The following is a 15,660-nucleotide window of genomic DNA, read 5'->3' as shown; positions in this document are numbered from 1 at the left end:
CGCCACAGAAAGACGCAGACCTTACTCGGTCGAGGGTGCCGGTTGTTCATAGCGGGCGTTGAACGCCTGGACGAAACCGTTGCGCAAGATCTGCAGGAAGGCCTCGAAAGCGCTGATGTCCTGCTGGTGGACGTTGCCGCTGAGTTCCACCCGGGTGGCGAACTGGTTCTTGCGCTGGTTCTTGAGCGCCGTCTCGCCCGTGCCCACCAAGGCTTCCCAGACCGAGCGAAAGATGTTCTTTTTTTCGTTCTCCACATCCTGCTGCCAGTCGAACACATCCACGTCCCGCAGCAAGGGCTTGATGTAGCCGCTGAGCCTGGCGTTCTCGGCTTGCGCCTCGATCACCAGGTCGCCATGGCCGGCATTGAAATCGAATTTGCCGTAGGCCGCGGCGAAGTCGTTCAGGCGCTTGAGTTCGATGTTCCTGGCCCGCAGGCGGAACTCGAATTCCTCGAAATTGCTCAGCGGGTCGAACGTGGCCTGGACTTCCAGCGGGGCGTGCTCGGCCACCAGCGCCTTGCCCTCGAAGCGGGCGTCGCGCTTGCCCTCGGTGTCCACCACGTTGGTCAGGTTATAGAAACTGGCGTTGACGTTGGTGGCCCGCAGGTTGACCGGTGGCTTTGAATTGAAATTGCGGAAGGTGACCTTGCCGTCGTTTAGCCTTACCTCGTTGAGGGTAATGGGCAGCAGCTTGCCCAATTGTTCGCGCCAGTCGGTGCCCCGGCCGGTCTGGGAATTCTGGCGGTTGGCCCCGCCGTCGACGAAGTTCACCTCGGGGTGGGTGAACTCCACCTGTGCCACCACCGCATGGTCGTACCACAGCGAATGCCAGCTCACCGACAAGTCGATCAACGGTGCATCGACGAACGGCACCGGGACCTTGCCGTCGACCTTGACGATCTGCAGGCCGTTGATGCGGTAGGCCCCGCGCCAGAGCGCCAGGTCCACATCGGCGATCCGGCCACGGTAGTCGCCCATGTCGGCCAGCCGATCGTTGAGGTAGTCGCGCACCAGGTAAGGCAGGGCCAGGTGCAGGGTCACCAGCAGCGCAACGATGGCGGCGACGGCCCACAGTGGCCAGCTGTATCGACGTTTCATGTCATTGAGTCTCCAGCCTGTTCTTGAGAACACCCCCAAAGCCATTGACTGTCGTGACAGGCGGACGTTCGGTGCAACTGGACGCCCAGGGGCAACAGGCATACCTTTAGTCGCTTGAATTCACGCCGCATTAAGGACCCAGCCATGAGCCGTATATACGCTGATAACGCCCATTCCATAGGCAATACGCCATTGGTGCAGATCAACCGCATCGCCCCGCGGGGCGTGACCATCCTGGCCAAGATCGAAGGGCGTAACCCGGGCTATTCGGTCAAGTGCCGGATCGGTGCGAACATGATCTGGGACGCGGAAAGCACGGGCCGGCTCAAGCCGGGCATGACCATTGTCGAGCCCACCTCGGGCAACACCGGCATCGGCCTGGCGTTCGTGGCTGCGGCCCGTGGTTACAAGCTGATGCTGACCATGCCGGCGTCCATGAGCATCGAACGACGCAAGGTGCTCAAGGCCCTTGGCGCCGAGCTGGTGCTGACCGAGCCGGCCAAGGGGATGAAAGGGGCCATCGAGAAGGCCACGCAAATCGTCGCCAGCGACCCCGACACCTATTTCATGCCCCAACAGTTCGATAACCCGGCGAACCCGGCCATCCACGAAAAAACCACCGGCCCGGAAATCTGGAACGACACCGATGGCGCAGTGGATGTGTTGGTCGCGGGCGTGGGCACCGGCGGAACCATTACCGGGGTTTCACGGTATATCAAGAACACTTGTGGCAAGCCGATCCTGTCGGTGGCGGTGGAGCCCGAGAGTTCGCCAGTGATCACCCAGGCGATGGCAGGCCAGGAAATCAAGCCAAGCCCCCACAAGATCCAGGGAATCGGGGCGGGATTCGTGCCGAAGAATCTCGACCTGACGATGGTCGACCAGGTCGAGCGGGTCACCGACGACGAATCCAAGGCCATGGCTTTGCGACTGATGCAGGAGGAGGGAATTCTCTGCGGCATCTCCTGTGGCGCGGCGATGGCCGTGGCTGTGCGCCTGGCGGAAAAACCGGAGATGCAGGGCAAGACCCTGGTGGTGATCCTGCCGGATTCCGGCGAGCGGTACCTGTCGAGCATGCTGTTCAGCGACCTGTTCACCGAACAGGAGACCCAGCAGTGACGTCGGGTTGAAAGCAAGCCTGAGGCGACGAGGGGATATCCCCTCGCCGCGAGAACCAGAGGACAATGTTTGCTGGCGTCAGCCTTGGTTCAGCTGACGCATGCTAGAAGGGTTTATTGCGTTTTACTCAACAGAGAATGTTGCGTCGGACGGTTTTTACCCGGGCCATGAATCTTTACCATGGCCTTCGGCTACGTCGGGCAATTGGCGTCGCTTAAGTTTTTGACAAGGAGTTTGAAAATGACCGTTTCGTTCGTCGCCAAGGCGTCGGTCTTGCTGGTGTTCATAGGCAGTACCCTCTATGTGCACCTGCGCGGCAGGGCACGCCTGCCGGTGTTGCGCCAGTTCGTCAACCACTCGGCGTTGTTCGCCCCTTACAATGCCTTGATGTACCTGTTCTCCGGAGTGCCTTCCAAACCCTATCTGGACCGCAGCAAGTTCCCGGAACTGGATGTGCTCAAGGACAACTGGCAGGTCATTCGCGACGAGGCCATGCGCCTGTTCGACGAGGGATACATCCGGGCCGCCGAAAAGAACAACGACGCCGGCTTCGGCTCGTTCTTCAAGAAGGGCTGGAAGCGGTTCTACCTCAAGTGGTACGACAAGCCGTTACCGTCGGCCGAGCAGCTGTGCCCCAGGACCGTGGAATTGGTCAACCGCATTCCCAACGTCCGGGGCGCCATGTTCGCCCTGCTTCCGGGTGACAGCCACTTGAATCCCCATCGCGACCCGTTTGCCGGCTCGCTGCGCTACCACCTGGGGCTTTCCACACCCAACTCCGAACATTGCCGGATCTTTGTCGACGGCCAGATCTACGCCTGGCGCGATGGCGAAGACGTGATGTTCGACGAAACCTATGTGCATTGGGTCAAGAATGAAACACCCCAGACCCGCGTGATCCTGTTCTGTGATGTCGAGCGGCCGCTGAAAAGCCAACTGATGACGCGCCTCAACCGCACCATCAGCGCCTTCCTGGGACGTGCCACCGCGCCGCAGAACCTGGACGACGAACATGTCGGCGGTATCAACCGGGCCTATGCCTGGAGCAAGTCGTTCAGCGACGGTATCAGTGGCCGGGTCAAGCAGTGGAAGCGCCAGCATCCCAAGGCCTACCGCGTGATGCGACCCGTCCTGGCGGTAGCGGTGCTGACGGCATTGGGCTACTGGTTGTTCGTCTGAGCATTGCATTGCACCTCGAGCGCTGGTTATAGTCGGCGCTCTCGGGTTATCAAACCCATCCTTCCAGAGATCGACTCATGTCTGTATCCCCTGTCATCGCGGTTGTGGTTCCAGCGTTGAACGCTGGCGTCGTGCCGTGCGGGGACCAGCAGCGTGGGCAGATCGGTCAATACCCTCCACCTGTCAGTAGCCCTGCGGTGTACGCCGTCGTATCACCGCCAGGTGTTGGCGTTCAGGGCTGATCGGCCGTCGTTGCCGTTCCCTGTGCCCGCCTGAAAAAACTACTGGACTTCAGCTTCGGCTGAGTTGGCTCTTTGCCTGATAACAGGTGGTATTCATGTTTTTCCTTTCCAGAAACGCCTTATTGGCGGCGGCTTCCACGAGCTTGTTCGTCCTGCTGTGGAGCAGCGGGGCGATCTTTTCCAAACTGGGCCTGGCCCATGCTTCGCCCTTCGCGTTCCTGCTGATCCGCTTTGCCATCGCCCTGTGCGCCTTGGTGGTCTTGATCCCTGTGTTCAAGTTCAAATTGCCCAAGGCGGGCCAACCGATGTTGTACGCAACGGCCACCGGGCTCGTGCTGTTGGGCGCCTATCAGATTTTCTATCTGTTGGCGCTGCAGATGAACGTCACGCCCGGGGTGATGGCGACGCTGATGGGTGTGCAGCCGATCCTTACCGTGGTGCTCATGGAGCGCCAGCGCTCCTGGCAGCGGATGTTCGGCCTGATGCTGGGGTTGGCCGGGCTGGTCATGGTGGTGTACCAGGGCATCGGCCTGGCCGGTATGTCCCTGGCCGGGATGCTGTGCGGGCTGCTGGCGCTGTTGAGCATGACGGCCGGCTCGATCATGCAGAAACGCATCACCGACAATCCCTTGGGCACGCTGCCTGTCCAGTACCTGGCCGGGCTTGTCCTGTGTGCGGTGTTCGTGCCGTTCCAGCCGTTTCACTTCGAGCACAACGCGGGTTTCATCGTGCCGGTGTTGTGGATGGCGCTGGTGGTCTCGGTACTGGCGACGTTGTTGCTGTACCGCTTGATCGCACGGGGCAACCTGGTGAATGTCACCAGCCTGTTCTACCTGGTGCCGGCGGTGACGGCCATCATGGATTACCTGGTATTCGGCAACCGGCTGGCGTTGTTGAGCGTGCTGGGGATGGTGCTGATTATCATCGGGCTGGCGTTCGTGTTTCGTAAAAGCCGCTGACCACTAGCGCGAGAGTGACTGTACGACCGCCATCGCAGCGGCCTCGCTCCCACAGGGTGATCCTCGTGGGAGTGGGTCTGCTGGCGATGGCATTTTCAGCGACGCTGAGGCACCTGAACGGACGTCTGGGCCGCCGGTTTCAACACCAGCCACAACGCCGCCGCAATCAACACCCCGCCATACAGGTGTGCCATGCCCAACGGCTCATCCAGCAGCAGCGCCCCCCACAGCACGCCGAACGGCGGGATCAGGAACGTGACGGTCATGGATTTGACCGGACCGATGGCGCTGAGCAAGCGGAAGTAGAGGATGTACGCCAGGGCGGTACACACCAGGCCCAGTCCCAGCAGCGACAGCCAGACGCTCCAGCCGCCCCAGCTGGCCGGTGGCTGGCTGATGACGCTGTAGCCGAACAGCGGCAGCAGGAACACCGTGGCGCCGAACATGCTGCCCAGCGCCGAGAGTCGGCTGTCCAGCCCGCCTTGATGATCGAGCCAGCGCCGGGTGAGGAAACCGGCGAAGCCATAGCAGGTGGTCGCCATCAGGCAGGCGAGGGCGCCCATCAGCAATTGCAGGTCGAAGGCCACCGGACCGGCGCCGGTCAGGATGCCGACGCCCAACAGGCCGAGGAACACGCCACTGACTTTCGCCACGGTGAGTTGCTCGCTGAAGAACAGTCCGCCGATCAGCACCCCCATCAGCGGTGTCGTGGCGTTGAAGATCGCCGAATAACCGGCCGGCAGCACCTGGGCCGCCAGGGAATAGAAGGTGGCCGGGATGCCGGAGTTGATCAGGCCCAGGCCCATCACGACTTTCAGCTTGCCACGAAAATTCCAGTCGATACGCATCAGCGCCAGGATCACCAGCAACCCGACGAAGGCGATGGACACACGAAAGAATGCGGTGGGGATCGTACCGATGACAGGGGCGATGATGCGCATGAACAGAAAGCTCGCCCCCCAGATGGCGGCCAGTGACAGCAGACGCAGGAGATCGACGAGGTTCAAGAGGGGGTTCCTTCCGTGGTTGGCTGGCAAGTGTCGCCCCCGCGAAGACCGATGGCAATGGTTGCGTTGCCGCGCGATTGGCCTCTAAGCTCAGTCGCCAACAATAAATATGACCCGCCGAGGTTCACCTTATGCCGCAACCATGGCCCGCCATCGATATCGCCCGTTCGATCCTCGAAGGCTTCGACGATTATCGGGAGCATTTCCGGCAGATCACCGACGGCGCCCGTGCCCGGTTCGAGCAGGCCCGGTGGCAGGAGGCACAGGCGGCGTCAGCGGCACGAATCAACCTGTACGAAGAAAAAGTCTTCGAAACCGTGACCCGCCTGCGCCAGGCGTTCGATGCCGAAGCGCTGATGGACGTCAGTTGCTGGCCGCTGGTGAAAAGCGCCTACATCAGCCTGATCGACCTGCGCTTCGACGACGAGCTGTCGGAGACCTGGTACAACTCGATCTTCTGCGGCCTGTTCAGCCACGACCTGATCAGCGACGGCACCATGTTCATCCACACCACCCGGCCCAGCCTGCGCCGGGCCCGCGCTGCCCAGACCCGCACCTACAAGCCCCAGGGCCAACTGGACCGGATGCTGGCGAGCATCTTCGCCGATTACCGTTTCAGCGAGGACTACGCCGATCTGCCGGGTGACTTGCAGCGCCTGGAGGCCCAGCTACGAGAGAACCTGCCGGACTGGGTCTGCAAGGACCCGGAACTGACAGTGGAACTGTTTTCCTCGGTGCTCTATCGCAACAAGGGCGCCTACCTGGTGGGCCGGATCTTCACCCGCGATGACCAATGGCCCCTGGTGATTCCGTTGCTGCACCGCGAGGGCCGGGGCATCCAGATCGACGCCTTGATCACCGACGAGGCACAGGTGTCGATCATCTTTTCGTTCACCCGGTCGTACTTCATGGTGGATGTGCCGGTGCCGGCGGAATTCATCGGCTTCCTCAAGCGCATCCTGCCGGGCAAGCATATTGCCGAGCTGTACACGTCCATTGGTTTCTACAAGCACGGCAAGTCGGAGTTCTATCGCGCGTTGATCAATCACCTGGCGAACACCGACGACCGCTTCATCATGGCCCCCGGGGTGCGGGGCATGGTCATGAGCGTATTCACCTTGCCGGGCTTCAACACGGTCTTCAAGATCATCAAGGACCGTTTCTCGCCGTCGAAAAACGTCGACCGCGCCACGGTGATCGAGAAGTACCGGTTGGTGAAGAGCGTCGACCGGGTGGGGCGCATGGCCGATACCCAGGAGTTCGCCGATTTCCGCTTTCCGTTGAGCAAGTTCGAACCGGCCTGCCTGGAGGAGCTGCTGGATGTGGCGCCATCCACGGTGTCGGTCGAGGGCGACACCGTGTTGATCCGCCATTGCTGGACCGAACGGCGCATGACACCGCTCAATCTCTATCTGGAAAATGCCAGCGAAGCCCAGGTGCGCGAAGCCCTGGAGGACTATGGCCTGGCCATCAAGCAACTGGCGGCCGCCAATATCTTTCCCGGCGACATGCTGCTCAAGAATTTCGGCGTGACCCGCCACGGTCGCGTGGTGTTCTATGACTACGATGAAATCTGTTTCCTGACCGAAGCCAACTTCCGCCACATCCCTCAGCCCCGCACGCCGGAAGACGAAATGGCTTCCGAGCCCTGGTATTCCATCGGGCCGCTGGATGTCTTCCCCGAGGAATTCCCGCCCTTCCTGTTCGCCGACGCCGGGCAACGCAAACTGTTCGACCAGATGCATGGCGAGCTGTACAACGCCGACTATTGGAAAGGCCTGCAAGAGGCGATCCGGGCAGGGAAGGTGATCGATGTGTTTCCATATCGGCGCAAGGACCTGGATAACGAATAACCCGGCAGGCTCCCTCGCCACAAAAGCAGCCTTGACGAAAATCTCCTGTGGGAGCGAGCTTGCTCGCGATAGCGGCATATCAGTCAACATCAATCGAGGCTGAACCACCGCTATCGCGAGCAAGCTCGCTCCCACAAGGGTGTGGCGGTGGGCTGCTTTGCGTGTTCGGCGCAATGGCCGCAAATCTGCGACAATCGCCCCTTGCTCAAACCGATGACCCTTGCGTACCTGATGACTGACCAAGCCCCCGCTATCGACAAACTGCTGAAGAACCTCGACCACGCCATGCTCGCCGACCGTCACCGGTTGCGGCGTCAGTTGCTCGAGCTGCGCAAGAAACCCGACGAGGCGAAACTGGCCCAGTGGGTGACGCGGATGCAGGCGTCGTGCGACCAGGTGCTGGCGCGCAAGGCCAGCCTGCCGGTGATCCGTTATGACGACAGTCTGCCGATCGCCGCCAAGCGCGATGAAATCAAGGACGCGTTGCGAAAACACCAGGTGCTGATCATCGCCGGCGAAACCGGCTCGGGCAAAACCACGCAGTTGCCCAAGATCTGCCTGGAAATCGGTCGCGGCCAGCATGGCCTGATCGGCCACACCCAGCCACGGCGGATCGCCGCCCGCAGCGTGGCCAGCCGCGTGGCCGAGGAACTGGGGACGCCGCTGGGAGCGTTGGTGGGGTATCAGGTGCGGTTCGAAGACCAGAGCGATGCCAACACACTGGTCAAACTGATGACCGACGGCATCCTGCTGGCCGAAACCCAGAACGACCGTTACCTCGAGCGCTACGACACGATCATCGTCGACGAAGCCCACGAGCGCAGCCTGAACATCGATTTCCTGCTCGGCTACCTGAAGACCCTCTTGCCCCGTCGTCCCGACCTCAAGGTCATCATCACTTCGGCCACCATCGACCTGGAGCGCTTCTCCAGGCATTTCGACAACGCTCCGATCGTGGAAGTCTCGGGCCGTACCTTCCCGGTGGAAACCTGGTATCGGCCCCTGACCCTGGAGCAGGACGAGGAAGGCAACCGGGTCGAGGACGACCTGACCGTCGACCAGGCCATCCTGGCCACGCTGGATGAAATCGCCGCCCATGAGCGCAGCGAACGCCGCAGCCCTGGGGATGTGCTGGTTTTCCTGCCGGGCGAGCGGGAAATTCGCGACGCGGCCGAGATGCTGCGCAAGGCCCAGCTCAAGCACACCGAGATCCTGCCGCTCTATGCCCGCTTGTCGCCGGCCGAACAGCAGCGGATCTTCCAGTCTCACCCGGGCCGGCGCGTGGTGCTGGCGACCAACGTCGCCGAGACCTCGCTGACCGTGCCGGGCATCCGCTATGTGATCGACAGCGGCACCGCGCGCATCAGCCGCTACAGCTATCGGGCCAAGGTCCAGCGCCTGCCCATCGAGGCCATTTCCCAGGCCAGCGCCAACCAGCGCAAGGGGCGCTGCGGGCGGGTCGAGCCGGGGATCTGCGTGCGGTTGTACAGCGAGGAGGATTTTCTCGGGCGGCCGGAATTCACCGACCCGGAGATCCTGCGCACCAACCTGGCGGCGGTGATCCTGCAGATGCTGCACCTGCGCCTGGGTGAAATCACCGATTTTCCGTTCATCGAGCCGCCGGACGGCAAGGCCATCAGCGACGGTTTCAACCTGCTGCAAGAGTTGTCGGCGGTGGACCGCAACGGCCAATTGACCGCACTGGGTCGTCAGCTGGCGCGCCTGCCAGTAGACCCGCGTATGGGCCGCATGTTGCTGGAGGCGGCGAAGCTGGGCAGCCTGCAGGAAGTGCTGATCGTCGCCAGCGCCATGTCGATCCAGGATCCGCGGGAGCGTCCGCCCGAGCGCCAGCAGGCGGCCGATCAGGCCCACGCCCAGTGGAAGGATCCGGATTCGGATTTCGCCGGGCTGGTCAATCTGTGGCGTGGTTTCGAAGAACAGCGCCAGGCCCTGACCGCCAGCCCGTTGCGCAACTGGTGCCGGAAGAACTTCCTCAATTACCTGCGTCTGCGAGAGTGGCGCGATTCCCACCGCCAGTTGAGCCTGATCTGCCGCGACATGCAGCTGAGCCTCAACAAGGACCCGGCGGATTACCCGAAACTGCACAAGGCGGTGCTCTCGGGCCTGCTCAGCCAGATCGGCCAGAAAACCGAGGACGGTGACTACCTCGGCGCCCGTCAGCGAAGGTTCTGGGTGCATCCGTCATCGGGCCTGGGCAAGAAGCGTCCGCAGTGGCTGATGACCGCCGAACTGGTGGAAACCACCAAGCTGTACGCGCGCATGGTGGCCAGGATCGAGCCGGACTGGATCGAACCCCTGGCCGGACACCTGATCAAGAAGAACCACTTCGAGCCCCATTGGGAGAAGAAACGTGGGCAGGTGGTGGCCTATGAGCAGATCACTCTGTTCGGGTTGATCGTGGTCGGGCGTCGGCCAGTGCACTACGGCCCGGTGGACCCGGTGGTGTCCCGGGAACTGTTCATTCGCGAGGCCCTGGTGCGCGGCGAGATCCAGTCCAGGGCCAAATGCCTGGGGGCCAATACCCGCTTGCTGGAGCAGCTCGACGAACTGGAGGCCAAGGCCCGCCGGCGGGACATCCTGGCGGATGAGGAAACCCTGTTCGCGTTCTACGACGCGCGGCTGCCCGCCGAGATCCACCAGACGGCGACCTTCGACAGCTGGTACCGGATCAACAGCCAGAAAGACCCGCAGTTGCTGATCATGCGTGAAGAGGACGTGCTGGCGCGCGAGGCCAGTGAGGTCACTGCCGCGCATTTCCCCGACACATTGCGTGTCGGCGACCTGACCTTGCCGTTGAGCTATCACTTCGAGCCCAATCATCCGCGCGACGGCGTGACGCTGCGCGTACCGGCGCCGCTGCTGCCCATGTTGCCGCCGGAGCGCCTGGAATGGCTGGTGCCCGGCATGCTCGAGGCCAAGTGCATCGCCCTGGTGCGCAACCTGCCCAAGGCCTTGCGCAAGAACTTCGTACCGGTGCCGGACTTCGTCAAGGCCGCGCTGCAACGCATCACGTTCGCCGAAGGTTCGCTGCCTCAAGCGCTGGGCCGTGAACTGCTGCGCATGACCGGTGCGCGGGTCAGCGACGAAGCCTGGACGGAAGCCGCGCAGCAGGTGGAAAGCCACCTGCGCATGAACCTGGAAATCGTCGATGGCCAGGGCAAGTTCCTGGGCGAAGGCCGTGACCTGGCCGAGCTGACGGCGCGATTTGCCGAAGCCAGCCAGGCGGCCCTGGCCGTGCCCCAGACGGCGAAAAGCCAGGCGCCGGTGCAAGCCAAGGTGTTCGCGCCAGTGGCCGAGAAAACCCAGCAGCAGATCGCCGGCTTGTCGATGACGGTCTACCCGGCTTTGGTGGAAGAGGGAGGCGTGGTCAAGGAAGGTCGTTTCCCGACCCCCGCCGAAGCCGAATTCCAGCATCGCCGCGCCCTGCAACGGCTGCTGATGCAGCAACTGGCCGAGACGGCGAAGTTCCTGCGAGGCAAGTTGCCGGGCCTGACGGAGCTGGGCCTGCTGTATCGCGAGCTGGGCCGTATCGATAGCCTGGTGGAAGACATCCTGCTGGCCAGCCTCGACAGCTGCATACTGGAAGGCGAAGCGAACCTGCCCCGCGACGGCGCCGCGCTGGCTTCCCTGGCCGAGCGCAAGCGCGGCGGCTGGACCGAGCACGCCGAACGCCTGGCGAAGCTGACCCTGGACATCCTCAAGCTCTGGCACGGTCTTCAAAAGCGCTTCAAGGGCAAGATCGACCTGGCCCAGGCCGTGGCCCTGAACGACATCAAGCAGCAAATCAGCCATCTGGTGTACCCCGGTTTCGTGCGCGAAACCCCGCACCAGTGGCTCAAGGAGTTGCCGCGCTACCTCAGGGCCGTCGAGCAGCGCTTCGAAAAGCTGGGCAGCCAGGTGCAGAAGGATCGGGTCTGGAGCGGCGAGTTGTCGAACCTCTGGGCGCAGTACCAGGCCCGTGCCGCCAAGCACGCCCAGGAAGGCAAGCGCGATCCGCAGCTGGAGGTGTATCGCTGGTGGCTGGAGGAGTACCGGGTATCGCTGTTTGCCCAGCAACTGGGAACCAAGGTGCCGATTTCCGATAAGCGCCTGGGCAAGCAGTGGAGCGTGGTAGAGGGCTGATCGCAGAATCAGGGGGTAGCCCCATGACCCCTGTGGGAGCGAGCTTGCTCGCGATAGCGGTGGTTCAGCTTGCATTGATGTTGACTGATACACCGCAATCGCGGGCAAGCTCGCTCCCACAGGTTTTGTGTTGTAAGTGAGGGAGAATGGGCCAAACGCCAGCGTTTATGGCAAACTTCGCGCCTATAAATGCCGGTCCCGTGGTTTTGAGCTTCAATGCCACGGGCGGATCGGAATAAAGCGATGCCAGGTCTGCTTCCCCAGGATGGGAAAAGACCCTTTGTGTATTGGTACGGTTGTACCAATGCTTTCTGCCTGAACAGATCAGAGACACGACCATGTATAACGTCGTCATCAGTGGCACCGGCCTGTACACCCCGGCCAACAGCATTTCCAATGAAGAGCTGGTGCAATCCTTCAACACCTACGTCGCGCAGTTCAATACCGACAATGCCGAGGCCATCGAGCGGGGTGAAGTGGAGGCATTGACCGAATCCAGCGCAGCGTTCATCGAAAAGGCTTCCGGTATCAAGAGCCGCTTTGTCATGGACAAGGACGGCATCCTCGACCCGCAACGCATGACCCCGCGCCTGCCCGAGCGCTCCAACGAAGAGTGGTCGGTGCTGTGCGAAATGGCCGTCGGTGCCGCCCGTCAGGCCCTGGAACGCGCCGGCCGCACGGCCGCCGACATCGACGGGGTGATCGTCGCCTGTTCCAACCTGCAGCGCCCATACCCGGCCATCGCCATCGAGGTCCAGGAAGCCCTGGGGATCGAGGGCTTCGGCTTCGACATGAACGTGGCCTGTTCCTCGGCCACATTCGGCATCCAGGCGGCAGCCAACAGCGTGCAACTGGGCCAGGCCCGGGCCATCCTCATGGTCAACCCCGAGGTGTGCACCGGCCACCTGAACTTTCGCGACCGCGACAGCCACTTCATTTTCGGTGACGCCGCCACTGCGGTGATCATCGAGCGGGCGGACCTGGCGACGTCGCCGTACCAGTTCGATGTGGTCAGCACCAAGCTGCTCACCAAGTTCTCCAATAACATCCGCAACAATTTCGGCTTCCTCAACCGTGCGGCAGAAGAGGGCATCGGCACCCGGGACAAGCTGTTCGTCCAGGAAGGTCGCAAGGTCTTCCGTGACGTCTGCCCGATGGTGGCCGAGCTGATCGGGGCTCACTTGGAAGAAAACCAGCTGAACGTCGGCGAAGTGAAGCGTTTCTGGCTGCATCAGGCCAACCTGAGCATGAACCAGCTGATCGTGCGCAAGCTGCTGGGGCGCGAGGCCACCGAGGCGGAAGCACCAGTGATTCTCGATACCTACGCCAACACCAGCTCGGCCGGTTCGGTGATTTCGTTTCACAAGTATCAGGACGACCTGCCCAGCGGCTCGGTCGCGGTGCTCAGCTCGTTCGGCGCCGGCTATTCGATCGGCAGCGTGATCCTGCGCAAGCGTTGATCCACACTTCGGCGAGACGGTTCATTGTGACGAGGGGATAAATCCCCTCGCCACGAATACATCGTCAGTCTTGCCAGGCAGCGGGGGATTGAATGACGGCCATCGATGACACCCAGCTGCTCCAGCGCCTGCTGGCGGGCGAGCAGCAGGCCTACAAGGAATTGGTCGGCACCTATCAGGGGCCGATGCGCGCCGTGGCCTATGCCATCGTCGGCAGCCGTCATGCCGATGAAGTGGTACAGGACGCCTGGCTGTCGGTGGTGCGAAATCTCAGCGGGTTCCAGGGGCGCTCCAGTCTCAAGACCTGGCTGTTGACCATCACCGCCAACACAGCCAAAGGGCGCTACAAGCAGAATCGTCGCGAGGTGCTGCTCGATGACCTGCCGTCGCCTCACGGCACCGTGGGGGACGATCGTTTCGCCGCCGATGGCCATTGGCTGCTGGCGCCGTTCGCCTGGCATCAGGACTCGCCCGAGGCCTTGCTTACCGAAGGCGAGTTACGTGATTGCCTCGAACACACGCTGCTCAGCCTGTCGCAACTGCAGGGCAGCGTATTGGACCTGCGGGAGCGGCAGGGGCTGGAGTTGCAGGAAATCTGTAATCTTCTGGACCTGACGCTCTCCAATGTACGGGTGCTGTTGCATCGCGCACGGCTGAAGGTCTTTGCGACGGTGGAACATTTCGAGGAAACCGGTGAATGCTGACCTGCAAGGAACAAGTAGCGCGCTCCAGCGATTACCTCGATGGTCAATTGACCTTTCGTGAGCGCCTGATGGTGCGCCATCACCTGATGTTCTGCCCCAACTGCCGGCGTTTTATCCGCCAGATGCGCCTGATGCAGGCGACGCTCAAGCGTCTTCCCCAACCCCCCATTCCCGATCTGGATCACCTCGCCGAAAAGCTTGCCGCCGAGCGTCGCCGAAACATCCGCTGAGTCCTGAGAGCCCCTGTGGGAGCGAGCTTGCTCGCGATGGCGGTGTATCAGGCAAAAAGCTGTCACTGACATGCCGCTAGCGCCAGCAAGCTCGCTCCCACAAGGGCTGGCCGTGGTACTGGTTATTTCAATTCGAAGTAAAAAGTTCCGCTGTCATGAAATCTTTATGTGATGGCAACTTGCCTGACACAACCCGCCGCCAAGATCCCCTCCCAACACCAGCGGGCCCGTTTCCGCGTGTTTTCTAACGCATAGACTACCAACAGGGGAATTCTTCGATGATCCGTAAGCACTTCGCAGGTTTTGCCGCCAGCGCGCTGGCAATGGCAGTAACCGCCCAGGCTTTCGCCGGTACCGTCACCACCGACGGCGCCGATATCGTGGTCAAAACCAAGGGCGGCCTTGAAGTCGCCACCACTGACAAAGAGTTCAGCTTCAAGCTTGGCGGTCGTTTGCAGGCTGACTACAGCCAGTTCGACGGCATCTACACCGACAACGGCAATTCGGCCGATGCCGCCTACATCCGCCGCGCCTTCCTGGAACTGTCCGGCGTGCTGTACACGGATTGGGCCTACACCATCAACTACGACATGTCCCACAACAGCGGCGACTCCGACAACGGCTATTTCGACGAAGCGTCCCTGGCCTACAACGGCTTCAAGCCGGTTTCGATCAAGGTCGGTCGTTTCGACCCCGACTTCGGCCTGGAAAAAGCCACCAGCTCCAAGTGGGTCACCGCACCTGAGCGCAACGCTGCCTACGACCTGATCGACTGGACCAACAGCCACCAGAACGGCCTGGGCCTGCAAGCCTCCAGCACCTTCGCCGATTCGTTCTATGCCTCGGCCGGTGTGTTCAGCAAGGACACCGACGACACCGACGGCGACAGCGTCAAGCAAGTCAACGGCCGTTTCGTGTTCGCGCCGATGCATGACGCCGGCAACGTGCTGCACTTCGGTGTGAACGTGGCTTCCCGTGACGTGTCCGACACCGTGTTCGACGCGCGTTATCGCTCCCGCCTGGGCATGCGTGGCGTGGAAACCCTCGGCGGCAACGATGCCGGTCCGAACGGCAACCGTCCGGTACTGGGCGGTGCCAACAACTCGCCGGCCGGCTCCTACGACCGTGACACCGCGTTCGGCCTGGAAGCCGCCTTCGCCATGGGCCCGGCCTCGATCCAGGGTGAATACGTCACCCGCAAGACCAAGGCTGACGCCGACGGTTTCGAAGACATCAAGGGCCACGGTTTCTACGTGCAGGGCGCCTACACCCTCACCGGTGAGTCCCGTGGCTACAAGGTCGGCAAATTCGATTCGATCAAGCCTCAGAACAAGTCCATCGGTGCCTGGGAACTGTTCTATCGCTTCGACAGCCTGACCGTCGAGGACGACAACATCACCACGGCCTCGGCCACCCGTGAAGTGGGCGATGCCGAAGCCAAGGTGCACAACCTGGGTGTGAACTGGTACGCCAACGAAGCCGTGAAAATCACCGGTGCCTACATCAAGGCCAAGACCGACAAGGTCACCAACGCCAATGGCGATGACGACGGTGACGGCTTCGTGGTCCGTGCCCAGTACGTGTTCTGAATCGCGCTGACTTGATACAGAGCTCTTTCTTCATCCGTTAAAGCTCCTTTCGACCCCGCTCCGGCGGGGTTTTTTTA

11 protein-coding genes are annotated in these 15,660 nt (G+C 61.9%); 9 read left to right on the top strand and 2 right to left on the bottom strand.

Features of this window, described 5'->3' with window-relative positions:
* Positions 1 to 21 precede the first annotated feature (21 nt).
* The gene (locus BLP99_RS21410; protein ID WP_072398726.1) at positions 22 to 1,098 is read right to left on the bottom strand and encodes a DUF748 domain-containing protein; all 1,077 of its coding nucleotides are present in this window, start codon (positions 1,096 to 1,098) and stop codon (positions 22 to 24) included.
* 144 nt (positions 1,099 to 1,242) lie between these two features.
* Between BLP99_RS21410 and cysK the strand changes: the two genes are divergently transcribed.
* From cysK to BLP99_RS21395, 3 genes are all read left to right on the top strand, one after another.
* Positions 1,243 to 2,217: a cysteine synthase A gene (cysK, locus tag BLP99_RS21405; RefSeq protein WP_072398727.1), complete on the top strand. Its 975-nt coding sequence runs from the start codon at positions 1,243 to 1,245 to the stop codon at positions 2,215 to 2,217.
* Positions 2,218 to 2,457: 240 nt separating this feature from the next.
* Positions 2,458 to 3,396, top strand: coding sequence for an aspartyl/asparaginyl beta-hydroxylase domain-containing protein (locus BLP99_RS21400; RefSeq protein ID WP_072398728.1), 939 nt, complete (start codon positions 2,458 to 2,460; stop codon positions 3,394 to 3,396).
* A gap of 337 nt (positions 3,397 to 3,733) precedes the next feature.
* On the top strand, positions 3,734 to 4,597 hold the full coding sequence (locus BLP99_RS21395; RefSeq protein WP_092181680.1) for a DMT family transporter: 864 nt from the start codon (positions 3,734 to 3,736) through the stop codon (positions 4,595 to 4,597).
* A 95-nt stretch (positions 4,598 to 4,692) separates the two neighbouring features.
* Here BLP99_RS21395 and BLP99_RS21390 read toward each other — a convergent pair whose 3' ends face one another.
* The gene (locus BLP99_RS21390) at positions 4,693 to 5,604 is read right to left on the bottom strand and encodes a DMT family transporter (RefSeq protein ID WP_072398730.1); all 912 of its coding nucleotides are present in this window, start codon (positions 5,602 to 5,604) and stop codon (positions 4,693 to 4,695) included.
* 131 nt (positions 5,605 to 5,735) lie between these two features.
* On the opposite strand from BLP99_RS21390, the gene aceK reads away from it, so the two are divergent.
* The 6 genes from aceK to BLP99_RS21360 all read left to right on the top strand — a co-directional run bounded on the left by aceK (position 5,736) and on the right by BLP99_RS21360 (position 15,583).
* Positions 5,736 to 7,457: a bifunctional isocitrate dehydrogenase kinase/phosphatase gene (aceK, locus tag BLP99_RS21385; protein ID WP_072398731.1), complete on the top strand. Its 1,722-nt coding sequence runs from the start codon at positions 5,736 to 5,738 to the stop codon at positions 7,455 to 7,457.
* Between the two features lie 231 nt (positions 7,458 to 7,688).
* Positions 7,689 to 11,600, top strand: coding sequence for an ATP-dependent RNA helicase HrpA (gene hrpA / locus BLP99_RS21380; RefSeq protein ID WP_072398749.1), 3,912 nt, complete (start codon positions 7,689 to 7,691; stop codon positions 11,598 to 11,600).
* A gap of 338 nt (positions 11,601 to 11,938) precedes the next feature.
* Positions 11,939 to 13,060 (top strand): beta-ketoacyl-ACP synthase III, encoded by a 1,122-nt coding sequence (locus BLP99_RS21375; protein ID WP_072398732.1) that lies wholly within the window; start codon positions 11,939 to 11,941, stop codon positions 13,058 to 13,060.
* Positions 13,061 to 13,152: 92 nt separating this feature from the next.
* Positions 13,153 to 13,764, top strand: coding sequence for an RNA polymerase sigma factor (locus BLP99_RS21370; protein WP_072398733.1), 612 nt, complete (start codon positions 13,153 to 13,155; stop codon positions 13,762 to 13,764).
* On the top strand, positions 13,758 to 13,994 hold the full coding sequence (locus BLP99_RS21365) for an anti-sigma factor family protein (protein WP_072398734.1): 237 nt from the start codon (positions 13,758 to 13,760) through the stop codon (positions 13,992 to 13,994). The genes BLP99_RS21370 and BLP99_RS21365 overlap by 7 nt, the downstream gene beginning before the upstream one ends.
* A gap of 278 nt (positions 13,995 to 14,272) precedes the next feature.
* A complete protein-coding gene (locus BLP99_RS21360) occupies positions 14,273 to 15,583 on the top strand; it encodes an OprO/OprP family phosphate-selective porin (RefSeq protein ID WP_072398735.1) in 1,311 nt (436 codons plus the stop codon).
* Positions 15,584 to 15,660 lie beyond the last annotated feature (77 nt).

It is taken from the genome of Pseudomonas sp. NFACC32-1 (assembly GCF_900101215.1).
Lineage (GTDB): Bacteria > Pseudomonadota > Gammaproteobacteria > Pseudomonadales > Pseudomonadaceae > Aquipseudomonas.
The sequence above is the reverse complement of the archived record's forward strand: the minus strand, read 5'-3'. Positions and strand labels throughout refer to the sequence as shown.

Bases quoted from the DNA above. Each gene is read 5' to 3' on its own strand.
- BLP99_RS21370 (WP_072398733.1), top strand. From the start codon at position 13,153: ATGACGGCCATCGATGACACCCAGCTGCTCCAGCGCCTGCTGGCGGGC.
- BLP99_RS21410 (WP_072398726.1), bottom strand. From the start codon at position 1,098: ATGAAACGTCGATACAGCTGGCCACTGTGGGCCGTCGCCGCCATCGTT.
- BLP99_RS21375 (WP_072398732.1), top strand. From the start codon at position 11,939: ATGTATAACGTCGTCATCAGTGGCACCGGCCTGTACACCCCGGCCAAC.
- hrpA (WP_072398749.1), top strand. From the start codon at position 7,689: ATGACTGACCAAGCCCCCGCTATCGACAAACTGCTGAAGAACCTCGAC.
- cysK (WP_072398727.1), top strand. From the start codon at position 1,243: ATGAGCCGTATATACGCTGATAACGCCCATTCCATAGGCAATACGCCA.
- BLP99_RS21365 (WP_072398734.1), top strand. From the start codon at position 13,758: ATGCTGACCTGCAAGGAACAAGTAGCGCGCTCCAGCGATTACCTCGAT.
- BLP99_RS21395 (WP_092181680.1), top strand. From the start codon at position 3,734: ATGTTTTTCCTTTCCAGAAACGCCTTATTGGCGGCGGCTTCCACGAGC.
- BLP99_RS21400 (WP_072398728.1), top strand. From the start codon at position 2,458: ATGACCGTTTCGTTCGTCGCCAAGGCGTCGGTCTTGCTGGTGTTCATA.
- BLP99_RS21360 (WP_072398735.1), top strand. From the start codon at position 14,273: ATGATCCGTAAGCACTTCGCAGGTTTTGCCGCCAGCGCGCTGGCAATG.
- aceK (WP_072398731.1), top strand. From the start codon at position 5,736: ATGCCGCAACCATGGCCCGCCATCGATATCGCCCGTTCGATCCTCGAA.